Consider the following 20,764-nt stretch of genomic DNA (forward strand, 5'->3'; position numbering starts at 1 on the left):
AAATATCAAAAAAATGGTTCTTCATTAAGTTGGGATTGTTTGACAGGCACAGTTATACCATATTTTAAATTAATTTCTTCTACCAGTTTATGAAACCATTTTGGGGCAGTAGGAGAAACATAGACATTATCTATTAAATTATTAAGGTCGCAAGAAACTAACTTACCTAAATCTTGCGTTTCGAAATCGTGAATAATTGCCCTAACCTCTTGTTCATGAGCAAATGACTTTCTTTTTTTCCAAAATGAATCATTAACTCCTGCAAAACTTTTTGAATAATCAATATATTTTACTTTTCCAATTTCAATTAGATATTTTTTTCCAATATTTTCGTAAAGACTTTCATAAGTGGTTTGAATAGCTACAGCATTATTAAATAATTGTGCATACAGTCTCCACATTGCCTCAGATTCATAATCATTTGCATGCCAACAGTTAATAAATACTCTTTTACGTATATTTTTACCACCTTCCTCAAGTTCTTTTAATAATCTTTTTGATTGAGACTCAATATAACTTTCATCATGATTCAAATCTATTCCTTCTGGTGGATTAGTTAAAGCATGTCTAAAAAATTCTAAATAAAAACTATCCCACTTATCTTTATTTTTAGCGACTCCTTTTGCACCTTCATAAAAGTCATCAAAGGTATCAGCCCTTGCAAAAAATAGCGAAGAAGATGAAAGCATACTAACGTATTTTGTAAAATCCATATAACGCCAAAGTTTAGTATTTAACTCAGGTTTTTCATATGGCAACTTGCTATATACATGTCTAACTGCAGTTTCAACTAAAGTATCAATACAATCATTACAAACTTCTAAAGCAAGTTCATTCTCGCCATAGCCAAAGTGAGTTGTTTCATTTTCACAAAATCGATGATTACATATCATGCAGGTTTCAAGGTGTGAATAACGTAGAAGTCTTAATTGCTCAGTAAACCTTTGAGTCATTATTTGCATTTTTCAAGCCTTTTTCACCTGTTTATAAATGTAACTGAAATTACTGTAAAACAAATTCCCTTAAACTCACTACTTTATCCCTTACCTTCGCTGCCTCCTCAAACTTCAAATCACGCGACAAGGCTTTCATCTCTTTTTCTAACCGTGCAATCTCTTTAGCCAGCAAATCAGGCGAACGCAAAATCGAAATATCCACATCGGGGAACGCATGGGTGACCGCAATCGCTTGGTTATCATTCGGGGCTTCTGCCTCGCCTGTGTCGATTTTATCGGTAATCTGACGGCGAGCGGATGTCGGCGTGATGCCATGTTCTTCGTTATACGCCATCTGTTTGGCACGGCGACGCTCGGTTTCTTCCATCGCCTTTTGCATACTTGGGGTAATGCTGTCAGCGTATAAAATCGCCTTACCATTGACATGGCGCGCGGCACGACCGATGGTCTGAATGAGCGAACGCTCCGAGCGTAAAAAGCCTTCTTTATCCGCATCAAAAATCGCCACCAAGCTCACCTCAGGCATATCCAACCCCTCACGCAACAGGTTGATACCAACCAGCACATCATGCACGCCTGTCCGCAGTTCGTGGATGATTTTCATCCGCTCCACCGTGTCAATATCCGAGTGCAAATAAGCGACTTTGATGTTGTACTCTTTTAGATAACCGGTCAAATCTTCTGCCATGCGTTTGGTGAGCGTGGTAATCAGCACTCGCTCATCTTTGGCTTTACGAATGTTGATTTCTGATAGCACATCATCAACTTGGGTCAAGACAGGGCGAATCTCTAGTATCGGATCGACCAGACCTGTCGGACGCACCACTTGCTCTACGATTTGCTCGCTGTGCTCAAGCTCGTACTGCGCCGGGGTCGCCGACACATACACTGTACTTGGGGTAATACGCTCCCATTCTTCAAACATCAGCGGGCGGTTATCCATCGCAGATGGCAGGCGAAAGCCATAATTGACCAAAGTTTCTTTACGACTTCTATCGCCTTTGTACATCGCGCCGACTTGTGGCACGGTTACATGGCTTTCATCAATAAATAGCAAGGCGTCGGGCGGAATATAGTCAAACAACGTCGGCGGTGCTTCACCCGCAGGACGTCCCGATAAATGGCGCGAATAGTTCTCAATGCCGTTACAGTAGCCAAGCTGTTGAATCATTTCCAAATCATAAGTGGTGCGTTCTTTGATACGCTGTGCTTCAATCAGTTTGTCATGCGCTCGAAAATACTCAAGGCGTTGTTCAAGCTCGGCTTTAATAGTGCCACTGGCTCTTTCTAACTTGTCTCGTGGGGTGACGTAGTGTGATTTTGGATAGATGGTAATGCGTGGCACACTGCGCACGTTCTTGCCTGTCAACGGGTCAAACCAAGTGATTTTTTCCACTTCGTCATCAAACATACTGATACGCACCGCAAGCTGTTCAGACTCAGCTGGGTAAATATCCAGCACTTCGCCACGCAAACGGTAAGTACCTCGCCCAAAGTCAAGCTCGTTACGCGTATATTGCAGCTCCACCAAGCGTTTGAGCATGGCAGTGCGGTCGATTTTGTCACCCACTACGATGTGAAGAAGCATTTTTAGGTAGCTTTCTGGGTCACCGAGACCATAAATACAAGACACCGATGCAATGATAATGGCATCACGACGTTCGAGTAGCGCACGCGTGGCAGACAGACGCATTTGGTCGATATGGTCGTTAATGGCGCTGTCTTTTTCGATAAAGGTATCGCTGGCAGGTACATACGCTTCAGGCTGATAATAGTCGTAATAACTGACAAAATACTCCACAGCATTGTGCGGAAAGAACGCCTTAAACTCGCCATATAGCTGGGCGGCAAGGGTTTTGTTGTGTGCCATGATGATGGTAGGACGCTGGCATTGGGAAATCACTTTTGCCATGGTGTAGGTTTTACCTGAGCCTGTCACCCCTAAGAGCAGCTGACCGTGCATGCCGCGCTCAACACCGTCAACCAATTTGGCAATCGCTTGCGGTTGGTCGCCTGAGGGTTCAAATTCGGTCACCATCTCAAAGGGTTTACTTGAGATTTGGGTGCCACTGGCATTGACACCGGTAATTTGGGCGTCATCTTGGATTTGGCGGGCAAGTTGGCTAAGTTCACGTTCGGAGCGGGAAGATTGAGGTGATCGCATTTTTTTGTCTTTATCGTAGTCACAGATGGGTAAATAATGGGGTTGATGGGTGAGAAGTTAAAGCAAAATAACGCGAAATATTGTATCAGTGATTGGGTTATATCAAAAAAGACCACCCATTAACAAACCAGCCATCATCAAATTTGTTAAAATTACCCCATTAGCCTATTCCAGTTAGGCATTTAAAAGCATTAGGTTAATTTGGCAAAATCCCTTATAATATCCCCTGACTTTTTCCACTGTAGCGACAGTGACTTGTATAAGTCATTTTGCTATTAGTCATATTAATCATTTTTTCGTTAATCATTTTGCAAACTTGCTCGTGCTGTATTGCAGTCCGTGACTTTCTATTTTTGCTTTGTTCTCGTTTTAAAAATGTAAAATAGAGATAGGTTTGCAAAGCGATTAATTTTCTATCACCCTTGATGTAATGAGAAAATTAAATGCGTGAATATCAACTATTTACCTCTGAATCTGTGAGTGAAGGTCACCCAGACAAACTCGCTGACCAAATCTCTGATGCTATCCTTGACGCCATCCTTGAACAAGACATCCATGCGCGTGTGGCATGCGAAACTTTGACCAAAACAGGCGGCGTGGTGCTGGCGGGTGAAATCTCTACCACCGCCAATGTTGATTTTGAAAAAATCGTGCGTGATACCGTCCTGCGCGTCGGCTACAACAGCTCAGAATTGGGCTTTGATGGTGCCACCTGTGCGGTTATCAATATGCTTGGCAAACAATCCCCAGAAATCGCCCAAGGCGTTGACCGCTCGCGCCCTGAAGAGCAAGGTGCCGGTGATCAAGGTTTGATGTTTGGTTATGCCACCCATGAGACGGATGTGTTGATGCCTGCCCCTATTCAGTTTTCCCATCGTTTGATGGAAAAGCAAGCTCAATTGCGTAAAGACGGCACATTAGCTTGGCTGCGTCCCGATGCCAAAGCGCAAGTCACGGTACGCTATGATGGCGATAAACCTGCGTTTATTGATGCGCTGGTACTATCAACCCAACACGATCCAAGTATCTCGCAAAAAGACTTGCATGAAGCGGTGATGGAAGAAATCATCAAGCCTGTCATCCCAGCTGCCATGCTGCACAAGGACACGAAGTATCATATCAACCCAACCGGGTTATTTGTGATTGGTGGTCCTGTGGGGGATGCAGGTTTGACGGGTCGTAAAATTATCGTCGACACGTATGGCGGCATGGCGCGTCACGGCGGCGGTGCGTTCTCAGGTAAAGATCCGTCAAAAGTTGACCGCAGTGCAGCCTATGCAGGGCGGTATGTTGCCAAAAATATCGTAGCGGCAGGACTGGCGGAGCGCTGTGAAATTCAAGTAAGTTATGCCATTGGGGTAGCGGAGCCAACCTCTATTTCTGTCAACACGTTTGGCACGGGCAAAATCAGCGATGACAAGATTGTCGACTTTATTCGCCAGCATTTTGATTTACGTCCCTATGGTATCACGCGTATGCTTAACCTACTCCAACCCATGTATGAGCAAACGGCGAGCTATGGCCACTTTGGTCGCCAAGGCACTGAAACCGCTTTTACTTGGGAGCGTACTGACCGCGCAGCACTACTTAGAGCAGACGCAGGTTTATAATTTTATTGACGAAATACAAGATTTTTAGGGTGCGTTTTACGCACCTTTTTAACGTTTAATTGATGGTAGAAAATTGTAGAGAAAAATTATGAGCGAAAACACCAACCAAATCACCGAAGAAATGAACGCGTTTTATGAGCGCGCTGATGAGTTTATCAAGCTTGCCAATACCCTTCGCACCGATGATATACACGCAGGTAAAATCAATGCCTCCATGCTGTATGCAGTCGCGCGTTTTAGCGCATGGACAGCCGCCACTGGCTTTGTTAAAGGCGCTGATTACGCCAAAGAAAAACAAGACATCATTGAACACTTTACCAAGAATTTTGAGCGTATGCTGTCGGATAATATCGATGACTATGCCGAAAACTTCCAAAAATATATGCAAATCGGCAATTAATTGCAGTCCAATAACACGAGCATTTCATTAAGAAAGCGTATTGAATCGTCATACGCTTTTTTTATTGCAGCGCTTATCATCTAAACCCGCAATTATTTGAACAATTAATTATTTAAACAATCGATAAAACAACCAACCTATTATCAGGATGACCAATATAATCACACTCATGCGTTTAACCCATCTTGGCAATAACGGTAGGGTGATATTTTCTTGTTTGAGATGATTATCTAATCCTTGTGTCAAAGTGTCAAAACCTTGCTCTTTAGTCTCTACCGATGGTGCAGGATGGGCAGTAGACGGCGTTTGACTGTTTGCCGCTAAGGCTTGGTTTTCATACGCATCAATTTGTTGTTTTGCCTCATCTAAGCTAATCGCCTGCTCTTGTGCGTAGGTTTTGATGGCGATGACGTAGTTTTTTTTATCGACCAGTTGCTTAATATGACTCGGTAACGTTGATTGTGCCATAAGTAATTCCTCAAATTTTAACCTGTATATCATGCCTAGTTTGCTAAACTTATTTTAGAAGAATGTAGCAACGGGCGCCTATTTATTGTAAATAAATGTAAATAAACGCTTCATACTTTGCGCAAAATATTCACCTTTTAAAAGTTAGAGCGACCAATTATGTAAAAATAGAAGTTTACTATTTATTTTTCGCATACTGTTATTTTTAATTAATTTAGTTTTTAAAAATGGCGTACTGACAGCTAGTTTTTTTGTGCGTATACTTATGGATATACTAAGGCAAAGCAGCAAATAACCTGCCCTACACCTAAAGCAGGGCTGATTAACCCTAACTTTGCTATTTCCCCTTCAATCATGTAAAAAGGAAGCAACATGGCACCTATCTCTGCAGGTCGCAAATTCCGTGACGCCATCGAGTCTGAAAAAGCCGAAGGTCGTCCCCTTCAAATCGTTGGCACTATCAATGCCTATACTGCCATGATGGCAAGCCAAGTCGGTCATAAAGCAATTTATCTCTCAGGTGGCGGTGTTGCTAACGCCTCATTTGGTTTGCCTGACCTCGGTATGACGAGCCTTAACGATGTATTAACCGATGCCACCCGTATCACCAATGCGGTTGACACGCCATTATTGGTTGACATCGACACGGGCTGGGGCGGCGCATTTAACATCGCCCAAACCATCAAACAGATGGAAAAAGCAGGCGTTGCCGCGGTCCATATCGAAGACCAAGTGGCGCAAAAACGCTGTGGTCATCGCCCTAACAAAGAAATCGTCTCAACCAGCGAGATGGTTGACCGCCTAAAAGCTGCGCTGGATGCCAAAGTTGACCCAGATTTTGTGGTGATGGCACGAACCGATGCGCTGTCAGTGGAAGGTTTGGATGCGGCGGTTGAACGTGCGGTGGCGTTTCAAGAAGCAGGCGCGGACATGATTTTTGCTGAAGCATTGACCGATATCGCCATGTACCGCAAATTTACCGACGTGTTAGACATTCCCGTGCTTGCCAATATGACTGAATTTGGGCAAACCGACCTTTACAGCACCAAAGAGCTATTTGACGTGGGCGTTGACATGGTACTTTACCCATTATCCGCGTTCCGTGCGATGAACAAAGCCGCCCTCAATGTCTACCAAGCCTTAAAAGATGAAGGCGTACAAACCTCCGTGGTCGACACCATGCAAACCCGCATGGAACTGTATGATTTCTTAAATTACCACTCATATGAGCAAAAATTAGACGCATTATTTAAATCAAAAAAATAATTGGCGAACTATGCTCAACACTTAAGGCTGAATGCTTAAGGCTAAACATTTAATAAAGCTAAAAAGGAGTTTTACCATGTCAAAAGACACCCCAGTGACAGACGCGACTGACAACAAGCCAAAACCCAAAAAGAGCGTTGCCCTATCAGGCGTACCCGCCGGTAACACTGCCCTATGTACCGTAGGTCGTACAGGCAATGACTTAAGCTATCGTGGTTATGATATTTTGGATTTGGCAAAAGACAGCGAGTTTGAAGAAGTGGCGCACCTACTGATTCACGGTCATTTGCCAAACCGTCATGAGCTAGCGGCGTACAAGAAAAAACTTAAAACCCTGCGTAACTTGCCGGTCAATGTACTGGCGGTGTTAGAAGCCTTGCCTGCCCACGCTCACCCGATGGATGTGATGCGTACTGGCGTATCGGCACTGGGCTGCACCTTGCCTGAGCGTGAAAGCCAACCTACCTCAGAAGCCCGTGATATCGCCGACAAGCTTATCGCCTCATTGGGTTCTATGCTGTTGTACTGGTATCACTACAGCCACAATGGCAAAGTCATCAGCCTTGAGAGCGACCAAGACAGCATTGGCGGTCACTTCCTTGAGCTACTACAGGGTGAAGCCCCCAGTGAATCGCATATCAAAGCCATGCACATCTCGCTTATTCTGTACGCTGAGCATGAGTTTAATGCGTCAACCTTTACCAGCCGTGTGATTACGGGCACTGGCTCGGATATGTACTCCGCCATTAGCGGCGCAATCGGTGCGTTAAAAGGTCCAAAACATGGCGGCGCCAATGAAGTGGCGTATGACATCCAAAAACGCTACCGCAATGCCGACGACGCAGAAAAAGACATCCTTGAACGTCTTGAGAAAAAAGAAGTCATCATTGGCTTTGGTCACCCTGTCTACACCGTGAGCGACCCACGCAACGTGGTCATCAAAGAAGTGGCTCGTAACTTATCCAAAGAGACTGGCGACATGACGTTGTTCAATGTAGCAGAGCGTCTAGAAAGCGTGATGTGGGACAACAAAAAAATGTTCCCGAACTTGGACTGGTTCTCAGCGGTAAGCTACAACAAAATGGGCGTACCAACTGCGATGTTTACCCCATTATTCGTAATCGCTCGTACCACAGGTTGGGCAGCACACGTCATGGAACAACGTGCTGACGGCAAAATCATCCGTCCATCAGCCAACTACACTGGTCCAGACGATCAAAAATTTGTACCGCTGGATGAGCGCCAATAATTAGCGTTTTAATCGTATAAAAAGCCTTTCAGGTCAGCTCACCCATTGATTTGAAGGGCTTTTTTTCTAATGGATTATTAATTTTAAGGTTAAGCCAAATGACAAGCCAATACCGCAAGCCCTTACCCAATTCTGATTTGGAATACTTTGATACCCGCCAAGCGGTGAATGACATCACCCCAGACGCGTATGACAAACTCCCCTACACCTCGCGTATTTTAGCCGAGCAACTGGTGCGTAAAGTCAGCGACCCAAATGAACTGACCGCTGCGCTCAAACAGCTCATCAACCGTGAGCGTACCTTAGACTTTCCTTGGTACCCTGCTCGTGTCGTCTGTCATGACATCTTGGGTCAAACTGCTCTGGTAGACTTAGCCGGTCTACGTGATGCGATTGCCGAACAAGGTGGCGACCCATCAAAAGTCAACCCAGTGGTTCAAACTCAGCTTATCGTTGACCACTCATTAGCCGTAGAGTGCGGTGGTTATGACCCAGACGCATTCGAAAAAAACCGTGCGATTGAAGACCGTCGTAACGCTGACCGTTTCCACTTTATCAACTGGACCAAAACTGCGTTTGAAAACGTGGACGTGATTCCAGCCGGTAACGGCATCATGCACCAAATCAACTTGGAAAAAATGTCACCTGTGATTCAAGTACAAAATGGCGTCGCGTTCCCAGATACTTGCGTGGGCACAGATAGCCATACCCCACACGTGGATGCGCTGGGGGTGATTTCGGTGGGTGTCGGTGGACTGGAAGCAGAAACCGTGATGCTCGGTCACCCATCGATGATGCGCCTGCCTGATATCGTAGGCGTACACCTCAAAGGCAAACGCCAAGCAGGCATCACGGCGACTGACATCGTACTAGCACTGACCGAGTTCTTACGTAAAGAGCGCGTGGTCGGTGCCTATGTGGAATTCTTCGGTGAAGGCGCAGACAGCCTATCCATCGGTGACCGTGCCACCATCGCCAACATGACCCCAGAATATGGCGCAACCGCAGGGTTATTTTATATTGATGGGCAAACCATCGACTATCTACGCCTTACAGGTCGTGAAGACAAACAAGTCGAACTGGTCGAAAACTATGCCAAAACCGCAGGGCTTTGGTCATCTGACCTCGTCAATGCTGACTATGAGCGTGTGCTTGAGTTTGATTTGTCACTCGTCACCCGTAACATGGCAGGTCCTTCAAATCCCCACGCGCGCGTATCGACTTCTGAGCTCTCTGCCAAAGGCATTGCCCATGCCGAAGGTGAAGCGGTGCCTGAATCAGAGAATGGCTTAATGCCTGATGGTGCGGTGATTATCGCGGCTATTACCTCGTGTACCAACACCTCAAACCCTCGTAACGTGGTGGCAGCGGCATTACTTGCCAAAAAAGCCAACGAACTTGGCTTGACCCGTAAACCTTGGGTGAAATCATCCTTCGCCCCTGGCTCAAAAGTGGCTGAATTGTACTTGCAAGACGCTAACCTATTGCCGGAACTGGAAAAACTCGGCTTTGGTATCGTGGCATTTGCCTGTACCACTTGTAACGGTATGTCGGGTGCGTTAGATCCTGCGATTCAGCAAGAAATCATTGACCGTGACCTGTATGCCACGGCGGTGCTATCAGGCAACCGCAACTTTGATGGACGTATCCACCCGTATGCCAAACAAGCCTTCTTGGCAAGCCCGCCGTTAGTCGTCGCGTATGCGATTGCAGGGACGATTCGTTTTGACATCGAAAAAGACGTGCTTGGCGTGGTCAATGGGAAAGAGATTCGCCTGATTGACATTTGGCCATCGGATGAAGAGATTGACGCGATTGTGGCAAAACACGTCAAACCTGAGCAATTCCGTCAAATCTACATCCCAATGTTTAACTTGGATCGCAGCGAAAAAGCGGCAAGCCCACTATATGACTGGCGCCCAATGTCGACCTATATCCGTCGTCCACCATACTGGGAAGGCGCGCTAGCGGGCGAACGCACCCTCAAAGGTATGCGTCCATTGGCGATTTTACCTGACAATATCACCACCGACCACTTGTCACCATCCAATGCGATTTTGGCAAGCTCGGCGGCAGGCGAATATTTGGCAAAAATGGGCTTACCCGAAGAAGATTTTAACAGCTATGCCACCCACCGCGGCGACCATCTAACTGCCCAACGTGCGACCTTTGCCAATCCAAAACTGTTTAATGAAATGGTGAAAAATGATGATGGCAGTACCAAACAAGGCTCACTGGCTCGCGTTGAGCCTGAAGGTCAAGTGATGCGGATGTGGGAAGCGATTGAGACCTACATGAACCGTAAGCAACCACTCATCATCATCGCAGGGGCGGACTATGGTCAAGGCTCTAGCCGTGACTGGGCTGCCAAAGGTGTGCGTCTGGCTGGGGTGGAAGCGATTGTGGCGGAAGGCTTTGAGCGGATTCACCGTACCAATCTTATCGGTATGGGCGTGCTGCCGCTTGAATTTAAAGCTGGGACGACACGTATTACGCTAGGGCTAGATGGGACTGAGACCTATGATGTGATTGGTGACATTTCGCCACGTTGTGATTTGACGTTGGTGATTAATAAAGAAGGCTCGCAGCCGCTTGAAGTGCCTGTGACGTGCCGTCTTGATACCCAAGCGGAAGTGGATACCTATAAGGCGGGTGGCGTACTGCAAAAATTCGCGCAAGACTTCTTAAAAGGTGAAGTGGCTTAGGTTTTAACTAAAAATATTGTTCAAACGTGAAAAGCCGAGTAATATATTTGCTCGGCTTTATTCTATATTAAGTTAATTCTTATAATATTTTCAAATTTTTTGGAGTTTAATGTGAACTTTGAAGTTAACGAATACCCTTTTTTAAAAGTTAATTTTAGCGATATACCTACATATACTATTAATATGAAAGTTAAAGATATTCTTAGGATTTATTATGTTGCTGTAAGAGGAATTGATGGTGAAGAAGGAGCTGTTCAAAGAGTTCTAAATCCAAGAAGAATCAATTTAATTAAGGAATACATATTAGAAGGAAATACTTTCTTTAATTCTTTTATATTGAATTGGAATAGTAAGGATTTTCCTATTAAAGTCAGTTCAGAAAAACTATTTCTAACAATTGCACCTAACTCTGCCCAGGTAATCGATGGTCAACATCGTTTAGAGGGATTAAAGCATGCATTCGAGAAAAATGAATCCATCGGTGAGCAATCAATTTTAGTTACAATTTGTGAGAATTTGAATACAAGTCAAGCAGCTAAAATATTCTTGAATATTAATACTGAGCAAAAACCTGTACCAAAGAGCTTGATTTATGACTTGTTTGGTGAAGTCATAAATGATGAAGAACATTCTATAATAAGAGCAACTGATATTGCTAAAGCACTCAATGAGAATCCTAATTCTCCTCTCTATCAAAAGATAAAATTCCCAGGCTCACCAAAAAAGGGAAGTATAGATTTATCAACATTTGTTACATCTATTAAATCTTCTCTTCAAAAAGATGGTGTCTTTGCCCAATACAATATAAGAAATTTGGATGATCAAATAAAGGTCGTGGAAAATTTTTTTTCGAGTATAAAGAACTCTTATAATTCATCATCACACAGAATTTGGGATACATCTAAGAACCCTTTCCTAAAAGCATCCGGTTTCAACGGAGGAATGGATTATCTTTTAGAAACCTTAATTCGATTATGTGCAGAAGAGAAATCTTTCAAAGTTGAAACTATGACTGAGATTTTGAATCTTGATGAAAATGATTTGTTGATGAGCGAAGATGTTAAAGGCATGGATGGAAAATCAAGTAAAAGAAAAATCAAAGATTACTTAGGTCAATATTATTTAAAACGAGTTTCACAAAATGCATACCAATTTTGATAGATTTAAATTTCAATGCTCAATTGAAAATGAGATTGGTTGCACAGAATTGGATAAATGGGATAGTTATAAAGCTAAATTCAAGCAATTTAAGATAACTCAAAATAATGTTGATTTATTGAAAAGTGCACTCCAAAGTGATACTCAAGATTATTATTTTAAAGGTCTTTTAACTTTGTTAGAGGGAATCAATAATATTGCAATGGGATCTTATTCATGGAGTATCGTTAAGTTATATTATTCAATATTTTATTTCATAAGATGCTATTTTGGAGAAAATCTTTATGGGTTTGCTAAAAATGGAGGTATATATGTAATATTACTGTCAGAAGGAGAAGTATTTGAAAGAATAGACGAGATGACCTTCAAAAATGAAAAAATGAGAGAAGATCACAAATCAACTTTAAACTATTTTCGAAAAACCTTTCCTAGTTCAATACTTTTATCAAATAAGATTAATGATGAAGATTCATTAGATTGGATAAGATGGCATAGAGAAACCGTAAATTATAGGCAGAGAGCTTTCGATGAGCCAAATAATAAATATTTTAATTCAGATTTATTGGATAAAGCCAAATTAACTTCCTTGATTAAAAAATATCTTCTAGATGAAGAATTTATCTATTGTTTTAACGAAGATCATTCAATGTTAGCATTACCATTAAAGTACTTACAATTAGTCACAAAAAAATTGAGTGATGATACTTTTATTGATAAAGACCGCTTAAAACTGATAAATAACTTACTTTCAAGTATTGGCTTTAAAGACTTTAATGAATTTAAGAAACTAGTTATTAGCATAGAATTTAGTTGAATTTTTCTGAATTATAGGAGAGCTGTAAGAAAAAAGCCCTTACCTTTTTCTATACCAAAATGACCTAATTTTACATAGTCATCGAAACTAATAAATTTTTATATTCCATTGATTTTAACTTCAAAAAATCCTTCCCCGCATTCGCCTTTTCTATATAAAGCATTTTTCAAAATCGCTTGGCTAAAACTGGTCAAGCGTTTGGCTGTTCTCAGCAATTTTGAAAGCAAAAAAATAGCCAGTTTCTACAAACCGGCTATTTTCATTGTTGGCAAACTAACCAATCACATCAACGCCCATATACGGACGTAACACGTCAGGCACCGTGATAGTACCATCGGCATTTTGGTAATTTTCCATGATGGCAAGCAAGGTGCGACCCACCGCAAGACCTGAGCCATTTAAGGTATGCACTAGCTCAGTTTTTTTGCCGTCTTTGACACGCGCTTGCATACGGCGCGCTTGGAAGTCACCACAGTTTGAGCAGCTAGAGATTTCACGGTAAGTAGTCTGAGACGGTAGCCACACCTCGATATCATAGGTTTTCACCGCCCCAAAGCCCATATCACCACCACACAGCACAATCACACGATACGGCAAGCCAAGCTGCTGCAAGATATATTCCGCTTGTCCTGTCATGTCCTCTAAGGCTTGCATTGAAGTCTCAGGATGGACGATTTGCACCATTTCCACTTTTTCAAACTGGTGCTGACGAATCAAACCGCGGGTATCACGCCCGGCACTGCCCGCTTCACTACGAAAACAGGGGGTATGGGCAGTCACTTTGATGGGCAACGCTTCTGGGTCTAGGATTTTGTCACGCACGCTGTTGGTAAGCGGTACCTCTGACGTGGGGATTAGGTAATACTCTTTTTCACCGCGCAATTTGAACAAATCTTCTTCAAACTTTGGTAGCTGCCCTGTACCAAGTAGGCTGTCGGCATTGACCATATAGGGCACATACATTTCCGTATAGCCGTATTTGTCGGTATGGGTAGTGAGCATAAACGCAATCAAGGCGCGGTTGAGTTTGGCAAGTTGACCTTTTAGCACGCTAAACCGTGAGCCAGTCAGTTTGGCCGCCATTTCAAAATCAAGTAGCCCCAAGTCTTCGCCTAAGTCGCTATGGTCTTTGACCTCAAAATCAAATTGGCGTGGCTCACCCCATCGACGCATTTCGACATTGTCGTTTTCATCTTTACCTGCCGGCACGCTGTCATCCGGTAAATTTGGGATGGTTAAAGCTGCCGCTAGAATTTTCTCTTGCAAGGCTTTGAGCGCGTCTTCTGCTTGTTTCATATCGCTACTGATGGTTGCCATTTCTGCCATCAAAGTGTCCGTATTTTCGCCATTGCGTTTCATCAAGCCGACTTGTTTGGCGCCCGCATTTTTTTTGGCTTGTAATTCTTCGGTTTTGACTTGAATGGATTTGCGCTGTTCTTCGACTTGCTGCCAAAATGCTTTATCAAGCTCATAGCCGCGTTTGGCAAGTTTTTCGGCGACCGTGTCTAGTTCTGTACGCAGTAATTTTGGGTCGATCATGGCGATAAGTTCCTTAAATTATTCAAACTTGAGTTAAAGCAGCAAAATGGCTGTTGATATCAGCGTGTATGATACCAAGATTGCAGCGATTTTTCACGGTAGCGACTAGAAATACACGGCAAATTGACAATTTATCGGTATGCGCTTATCGGCGTTCGCCCCTCGCTGCATTGGGGGTAAAACAAAAATTTATCAAAAAGTGCGTTGTTAGGTTTATTTTTGGGTCAAGGTTGGGTAAGATAAGCCTTCTTTTATCGTTTTGTAACTATCGTTTGATAGTGAGTGAATTGTTTATGGCTCTGTACCCTTACACCCTACAACCTGTGGATTTGAATCTGACCGAGGACGAGTTTCGTCAAGCACAGCTGCAGCTATTTGATGCCAACAACCAAACTTTGACCAAAATCACCCCAAAAACTTGGGCAATTTTGGCAGTCATCGTGGTGCTAGCGATTTTGGGTCTGATTTTTGTGCACGGTTATTCCACCATTATTTTTTGGTTGATGCTCGTGGGTGTGGTAATTTATTTGCTGGCGCGTACCTACGGTCTTAAATGGTATGTCAAACGAGAATTTGAAAAACAAATGGCAAGCCAAAGCATGCCGCCAGAGATGCAACAAATCAAGCTTGGTGTACAGCAGCACGGGGTAGTGATGTCCATGCCTGCACCCAACATGCCCGCTATGCCACGAGGCTACAATCAGCCTTTGGTGCGTAGCAGCGGTATGCAGCAAGCGGTCATCAAATGGGATAGTGTCACCAATTGGCAAGAAACGCCTGACTATATCTTTATGATGTTTGATGTCAAAAATCCAAAAACGGGGGAAAGCCAACAAGGCAGCCAAATCGTCCCCAAACGCCTTGCTAATCAAAAATTCCCGATTGATACCTTACGTCATCATTTACAGCAAAACATCGGAAAACAAGGTTTTGATTTAACCGACAAACCGACTGATAAATATTTCCCAGAAAACAATTAAGACAACGATTAAGACTAACACAGCAACTAATTATCGATGACCACAAAAACTGCAGCCAAAAAACTGCAGTTTTTTTATGGCGGCAAGCAAAACTATTTACCAAATTTGCACACAGCTGTGCGAAATGTTTGATATTATTTTTAGGGTAATACCGTACATTTTAATTGATAAAATTAAACGTACTGATAAAAACGATTAATTTTAATAACAGATTGTTTAGGCTTACAATTAAGTCCTAAACAAATAAAAATCATCATTTTAGGAGATAATAACATGGCAAAACAAGCCACTACAAAGCAATCAGCAACCAAACAAGACTCAGAACAATTAGACAATAACGATAAATCAGGTGAAAAAGTGACTACCCCCAAATCTACCGCTTCCAAATCTGCCTCAAGTAAAACACGCGATATCAGCTTAGCCGCTGCAGACATGAGCGCCATTGTTGAGCAATTAAATACCTTATTAGCCAACTATCATGTGTTCTATACCAATGTTCGTGGCTATCACTGGAACGTGCGTGGCTCAGATTTCTTTACCCTCCATGTGAAGTTTGAAGAGTTATATACTGCGCTGCAAATTCAGATTGATGAAATTGCTGAACGCATTTTGACCTTACAAGGTACACCACTACATGCTTATAGCGATTTCTTAAAAATCTCAAGCATCAAAGAAGACAAAAACGTCTCTGACGGTGTGGCATGTGTGAAAGGTATTTTAACAGGTCTGACCATGACTATTGCTAAAGAACGCGAAATCATTGACCTAGCGGATGAAGATGACGATCAAGGCACTGCCGACCAATTGACTGCGTATGTGCAAGAACAAGAAAAATTGGTATGGATGTACAACGCCTATCTTGGCTAATCGTCCTATTTGATAAAAAAGACGGCTTTGACAGTCGTCTTTTTTATTGCGTGTGTGTAAAAATAAAAACACAATATATAGATTTTCAAATGTCAATGAATTTAATTACTAATTTTTTGATATAAAAATAGTTATATATTTCAATATCTTATGAATTTTATCCTTAAAAATCAAATCCTTGGGTGGATTGCAATTTCTATATGTTGTTATCTATAATAGCCAAGCATACTAGCCAGTTAATGCACTTGTTAGCTGATAGCATTTGTTAGCTGATACTGCTACGCCACTTGTCTTGAACTTTGATTGAAGAAGATTCACCGCTATGTCATATTCCATCTTTTGCCAAACCAAAAATGACCCATTGCTTGAGCCGATGTTTTTTGGTCAGCCTGTCAATGTGGCACGTTACGACCAACAAAAATTCCCTGTTTTTGAGCAGTTGATTGAAAAGCAATTGTCGTTTTTTTGGCGTCCAGAAGAAATTGACGTCTCCAAAGACCGTTTGGATTTTAGCAACTTGTCAGTGCATGAACAACATATCTTCTTAAGCAACCTAAAGTACCAAACCTTGCTTGATTCGATTCAAGGTCGTAGCCCCAATGCCGTGCTACTGCCGCTGGTGTCAATTCCCGAGTTAGAAACCTGGATTGAAACATGGTCATTTTCTGAGACCATCCATTCTCGCAGCTATACCCATATTATCCGTAACGTGGTCAATGACCCAAGCAAAGTATTCGACGATATCGTTGACAATCCTTTTATCCTAGAGCGCGCGACAGGGATTGCCAAGTTCTATGACGAGCTGTATCAACTATCTCAGCTATATAACCTATACGGGGAAGGTCGTCATGTGATTGATGGTAAAGCCGTTGAGGTCAATTTACGCCTACTTAAAACCAAATTGTATCTATGTTTGGTGGCTATCAATGTGCTAGAAGCGATTCGTTTTTATGTGTCGTTTGCCTGTTCATTTGCCTTTGCTGAGCGCAAACTGATGGAAGGTAATGCCAAAATCATCAAAATGATTGCCCGTGACGAAGCGCTTCATCTAAACGGCACCCAGCATATGATTAATTTGATGCAATCGGGCAAAGATGACCCTGACATGGTAGAAATCGCCCAAGATTGCCAACAGCAAGCCATTGAAATTTTCAAAGACGCGGCTGAACAGGAAAAAGCATGGGCAAAATACTTGTTTAAAGATGGCTCAATGATTGGCTTGAATGAAAATATTTTGGTGCAATACGTCGAATACATTACCAATCTGCGTATGGATGCGATTGGCTTACCACCCATTTTTGCGGCAATTAAAAACAACCCAATTCCATGGATTAATGCTTGGCTCTCCTCAGACAACGTGCAAGTCGCGCCCCAAGAGTCAGAAATCACCTCTTACTTAGTCGGTCAAATTGACGCAGAGCTGAGTGATGATGCGTTTGATGATTTTGAATTGTAATTCGTCATACGCTTATTTTATTTAGGCAAGATAATCGATTATGGCATGGATTTTTACCAACAACACGCAGTTTTATCTGCATGACGCCGAGACGCTGCTACAAGGCATGCTTCGCTCAAAAATCCCTGCCAATCACCAATGCCTTGAAGGTTATTGCGGTACTTGTAAGCTCAAATACCGCCGTCGCCACCATGACACCCGTATCGACTATATTCACCCGCCGCTCGTGATGTTAGACGATGACGAAATCCTACCCTGCTGTTGTCAAGTCAGAGGGGCCATCGAGCTTGATATCGATTGATTTACCAAGATAACCCGCCAAAAACTGCGCGAAATGCCGCATAAAGCGAAAACTTACCCGCTTTGCCTTTAATTTTCTCCCCGCGAACCTCATATAATCCGTTATAATAATAGGTTGACTACCGCTTTTTAATCATACTAAATCTTTATTTAGTCCTCGACTGTCATTTGCAGGGTGTATCCCTTGATAAAAATGAAGAAATACAGTCATTAGCTTATTTGTCGTGCTATTACATTATTTATTTTTTTAACCAATATCAAAGCGAGCCCTCATGAGCGAACATTCAACTTCTCAATTAGCCACGCTGATTCAATTAGGTAAAGAGCAAGGTTATCTCACCTATGCTGAGATCAATGACCAACTCCCCGAATCGGTAACTGAAAGTGACCAGATTGATGATATTATTCAAATGCTCACAGACGTTGGCATCAAGATTTTTGAGACCGCGCCTGATGAAGACGACATTATGCTTAGCGATGATGCGGATGATGACGAAATTGCTGTCGATGAAGCCGCCGCGGTACTTGCCTCAGTAGAATCTGAGCCAGGTCGCACCACTGACCCTGTGCGTATGTATATGCGTGAGATGGGTACGGTTGACCTACTCACCCGTGAAGGCGAGATTGCGATTGCTAAGCGTATCGAAGATGGTATTCGAGATGTACAACATGCCATGACCTTTTGGCCAGGTACGGTAGCCATGCTCATTGATGAATACCACCAAACCTTTGAAGGTGAAAAGAAAGTCTCGGATATTATTACAGGTTTTCTTGACCCTGAAGCCGCTGATGTCATTCCCCTTGCCGATGACGAAGAGGTGGAAATCGCGTTACCGATTATCAAACCCAAAGTCAAAGACGACAAAGCCGAGGATGAACTCGACGATGAAGCCGAAAACGCCGATGAAATCGAAGAGGCCGATGGCGAAGTCAGTGAAGACGCCGATACCGAAGAAGCTAGCGGTCTTGACCCTGAAGAAGTACGTCTGCGCTTTGAAGAATTAGAGCAATTGTTCACCAAGGTCAAAGATTTGTTAGCCACCCATGACCGTGATAGTGAGGTGGTCAAAGCGGCGATGAATGAGCTTGCTAACTGCTTTATGCTGTTTAAGCTTAATAGCCGCGTCTCTGACAATATCATGGATATGATGCGTGAAGTGTATGAAGACGTGCGTAAAAACGAACGCCACATCATGAAACTGGTGATTCGCCGCGGTAAAATGCCAAAAGATGAGTTTCGCAAAACCTTTCCGCATAATGAAACCAACCTTGACTGGCTCCCTAACCGTATCGCAGGCAAACCTGCCTTTGCTGACACGTTAGAGCGGGTACTTGACGAAGTATTACAGTATCAAGGGCGTATCCAGCAGCATGAGCAAAATCTTGGCATGAGCATCGACCAAATGAAAGTGGTCGCACGCAACATGTCTGTGGGCGAAGCCAAAGCCCGCCGCGCCAAAAAAGAAATGGTTGAGGCGAACTTACGTCTGGTCATTTCGATTGCTAAAAAGTACACCAATCGCGGTTTGCAGTTCCTTGATTTGATTCAAGAAGGCAACATTGGCTTGATGAAAGCGGTAGATAAATTTGAATATCGCCGTGGTTATAAATTCTCGACCTATGCCACTTGGTGGATTCGCCAAGCCATCACCCGCTCGATTGCTGACCAAGCGCGTACCATCCGTATCCCTGTGCACATGATTGAGACCATCAATAAAATCAACCGTGTATCGCGCCAGCTATTACAAGAAATGGGACGTGAGCCTACCCCTGAGGAATTGGGCGAACGCTTAGAGATGGACGAAGTCAAAGTCCGTAAAGTACTCAAAATCGCCAAAGAGCCCATCTCAATGGAAACCCCAATCGGTGATGATGAAGACAGTCATTTGGGTGATTTTATTGAGGATTCGAGCATCTCAAGCCCAGTGGATGAAGCAACGGCACAAGGGTTAAAAGAAGCTACCCGTGAAGTGTTAGCCAACCTTACCGAACGTGAAGCCAAAGTGCTTAAAATGCGTTTTGGTATTGATATGTCTACCGACCATACCTTAGAAGAAGTTGGTAAACAATTTGATGTCACCCGTGAGCGTATTCGTCAGATTGAAGCCAAAGCACTGCGTAAACTGCGCCACCCTTCTCGCTCAGAACATTTACGTTCATTCCTAGAGAATGATTAATGTTATCTCCATCCAAAAAAGCCGAGACAATGTTCTCGGTTTTTTTATGGGCGAGTTTGTGAATGTGGTTTTTCTATAAATGTGGCTTTTTATGAATTGGGTTATGAATGGGGTTATGAATAGATTTATGAATGGCGCTTTTTTCAACGCCAAACTCTAATGTCTTGAAATTATCGGTTTTACCCTCATTTAGACCCTAAAGAAATTTATACAACCTTAGGTGATGCTATGAACGATAAAACAATTACACTCAATAACTTGGAAGCCGCTGCATGTAGTACGCGAGCGGCGAAACCTACGGATATCCAGCACCCAGAATTGTGGAATTTTCCTATGGATTATCCGCTTAGCATCATCGGTCATGAGGGTCACAAAGACACGCTACTCGATGAAGTAAAATTAATTTTGGGTAGCTTATTTCCTGAATTTGATTTGGCAAGTTTGACTATTAATCCATCGCGTACCGGCCGTTTCCACTCCGTACGCGCTAATGTATATTTGACAGAAGCCGAGCAAGTCAATAGCTTGTATAAAATGCTCGATGAAGCGGCAAGTATTCGTACTGTATTATAAACCTGTCATGGTTAAAAATGGCACGAGTGATTGACGTACAAAAAAGCGGGATACATCAGTTATCCCGCTTTTTTTATCTGTT

At 43.1% G+C, this 20,764-nt stretch carries 17 protein-coding genes; 13 read left to right on the plus strand and 4 right to left on the minus strand.

Features of this window, described 5'->3' with window-relative positions; translation table 11 throughout:
* Nucleotides 1–5: 5 nt before the first annotated feature.
* On the minus strand, nucleotides 6–962 hold the full coding sequence (locus RTS10_RS02860) for a hypothetical protein (RefSeq protein WP_312539148.1): 957 nt from the start codon (nucleotides 960–962) through the stop codon (nucleotides 6–8).
* A gap of 40 nt (nucleotides 963–1,002) precedes the next feature.
* Complete coding sequence (uvrB, locus tag RTS10_RS02865; RefSeq protein ID WP_312539149.1) at nucleotides 1,003–3,120, minus strand: excinuclease ABC subunit UvrB; 2,118 nt, start codon at nucleotides 3,118–3,120, stop codon at nucleotides 1,003–1,005.
* 443 nt (nucleotides 3,121–3,563) lie between these two features.
* Between uvrB and metK the strand changes: the two genes are divergently transcribed.
* Both metK and RTS10_RS02875 read left to right on the plus strand, forming a co-directional pair.
* Nucleotides 3,564–4,730, plus strand: a complete 1,167-nt coding sequence (metK, locus tag RTS10_RS02870) for a methionine adenosyltransferase (RefSeq protein WP_007115720.1) — start codon at nucleotides 3,564–3,566, stop codon at nucleotides 4,728–4,730.
* 88 nt (nucleotides 4,731–4,818) lie between these two features.
* Nucleotides 4,819–5,130, plus strand: coding sequence for a DUF3144 domain-containing protein (locus RTS10_RS02875; protein WP_312539151.1), 312 nt, complete (start codon nucleotides 4,819–4,821; stop codon nucleotides 5,128–5,130).
* A gap of 108 nt (nucleotides 5,131–5,238) precedes the next feature.
* Here RTS10_RS02875 and RTS10_RS02880 read toward each other — a convergent pair whose 3' ends face one another.
* The gene (locus RTS10_RS02880; RefSeq protein WP_312539153.1) at nucleotides 5,239–5,598 is read right to left on the minus strand and encodes a hypothetical protein; all 360 of its coding nucleotides are present in this window, start codon (nucleotides 5,596–5,598) and stop codon (nucleotides 5,239–5,241) included.
* Nucleotides 5,599–5,970: 372 nt separating this feature from the next.
* Here RTS10_RS02880 and prpB point away from each other — a divergent pair, with 372 nt between their 5' ends.
* The 5 genes from prpB to RTS10_RS02905 all read left to right on the plus strand — a co-directional run bounded on the left by prpB (nucleotide 5,971) and on the right by RTS10_RS02905 (nucleotide 12,790).
* Nucleotides 5,971–6,864 (plus strand): methylisocitrate lyase, encoded by an 894-nt coding sequence (prpB, locus tag RTS10_RS02885; protein ID WP_036598327.1) that lies wholly within the window; start codon nucleotides 5,971–5,973, stop codon nucleotides 6,862–6,864.
* A gap of 76 nt (nucleotides 6,865–6,940) precedes the next feature.
* On the plus strand, nucleotides 6,941–8,113 hold the full coding sequence (gene prpC / locus RTS10_RS02890; RefSeq protein WP_007115715.1) for a bifunctional 2-methylcitrate synthase/citrate synthase: 1,173 nt from the start codon (nucleotides 6,941–6,943) through the stop codon (nucleotides 8,111–8,113).
* A 98-nt stretch (nucleotides 8,114–8,211) separates the two neighbouring features.
* Nucleotides 8,212–10,818, plus strand: coding sequence for a Fe/S-dependent 2-methylisocitrate dehydratase AcnD (gene acnD, locus RTS10_RS02895; protein WP_312539154.1), 2,607 nt, complete (start codon nucleotides 8,212–8,214; stop codon nucleotides 10,816–10,818).
* A gap of 111 nt (nucleotides 10,819–10,929) precedes the next feature.
* Nucleotides 10,930–11,976 carry a DGQHR domain-containing protein gene (locus RTS10_RS02900; protein ID WP_312539155.1) on the plus strand — a complete coding sequence of 349 codons (1,047 nt, stop codon included), beginning with the start codon at nucleotides 10,930–10,932 and terminating at the stop codon, nucleotides 11,974–11,976.
* Complete coding sequence (locus tag RTS10_RS02905; RefSeq protein WP_312539156.1) at nucleotides 11,960–12,790, plus strand: hypothetical protein; 831 nt, start codon at nucleotides 11,960–11,962, stop codon at nucleotides 12,788–12,790. The genes RTS10_RS02900 and RTS10_RS02905 overlap by 17 nt, the downstream gene beginning before the upstream one ends.
* Nucleotides 12,791–13,063: 273 nt before the next feature.
* Here RTS10_RS02905 and serS read toward each other — a convergent pair whose 3' ends face one another.
* Nucleotides 13,064–14,329, minus strand: a complete 1,266-nt coding sequence (gene serS / locus RTS10_RS02910) for a serine--tRNA ligase (RefSeq protein ID WP_312539157.1) — start codon at nucleotides 14,327–14,329, stop codon at nucleotides 13,064–13,066.
* Between the two features lie 293 nt (nucleotides 14,330–14,622).
* Here serS and RTS10_RS02915 point away from each other — a divergent pair, with 293 nt between their 5' ends.
* From RTS10_RS02915 to RTS10_RS02940, 6 genes are all read left to right on the plus strand, one after another.
* The gene (locus RTS10_RS02915) at nucleotides 14,623–15,309 is read left to right on the plus strand and encodes a YcxB family protein (protein ID WP_312275452.1); all 687 of its coding nucleotides are present in this window, start codon (nucleotides 14,623–14,625) and stop codon (nucleotides 15,307–15,309) included.
* Between the two features lie 273 nt (nucleotides 15,310–15,582).
* Nucleotides 15,583–16,176: a Dps family protein gene (locus RTS10_RS02920; protein WP_409455578.1), complete on the plus strand. Its 594-nt coding sequence runs from the start codon at nucleotides 15,583–15,585 to the stop codon at nucleotides 16,174–16,176.
* A gap of 322 nt (nucleotides 16,177–16,498) precedes the next feature.
* Nucleotides 16,499–17,632, plus strand: a complete 1,134-nt coding sequence (nrdB, locus tag RTS10_RS02925; protein ID WP_095356023.1) for a class Ia ribonucleoside-diphosphate reductase subunit beta — start codon at nucleotides 16,499–16,501, stop codon at nucleotides 17,630–17,632.
* A 40-nt stretch (nucleotides 17,633–17,672) separates the two neighbouring features.
* A complete protein-coding gene (locus RTS10_RS02930) occupies nucleotides 17,673–17,933 on the plus strand; it encodes a 2Fe-2S iron-sulfur cluster-binding protein (protein ID WP_128682112.1) in 261 nt (86 codons plus the stop codon).
* A 271-nt stretch (nucleotides 17,934–18,204) separates the two neighbouring features.
* Nucleotides 18,205–20,109: an RNA polymerase sigma factor RpoD gene (gene rpoD, locus RTS10_RS02935; protein ID WP_312539159.1), complete on the plus strand. Its 1,905-nt coding sequence runs from the start codon at nucleotides 18,205–18,207 to the stop codon at nucleotides 20,107–20,109.
* Between the two features lie 228 nt (nucleotides 20,110–20,337).
* Entirely contained in the window at nucleotides 20,338–20,682 is a 345-nt protein-coding gene (locus RTS10_RS02940) for a YbeD family protein (protein WP_253852179.1), read from the plus strand.
* Nucleotides 20,683–20,764 lie beyond the last annotated feature (82 nt).

This window comes from Moraxella sp. CTOTU47616, from assembly GCF_032017465.1.
GTDB lineage: Bacteria > Pseudomonadota > Gammaproteobacteria > Pseudomonadales > Moraxellaceae > Faucicola > Faucicola tetraodonis.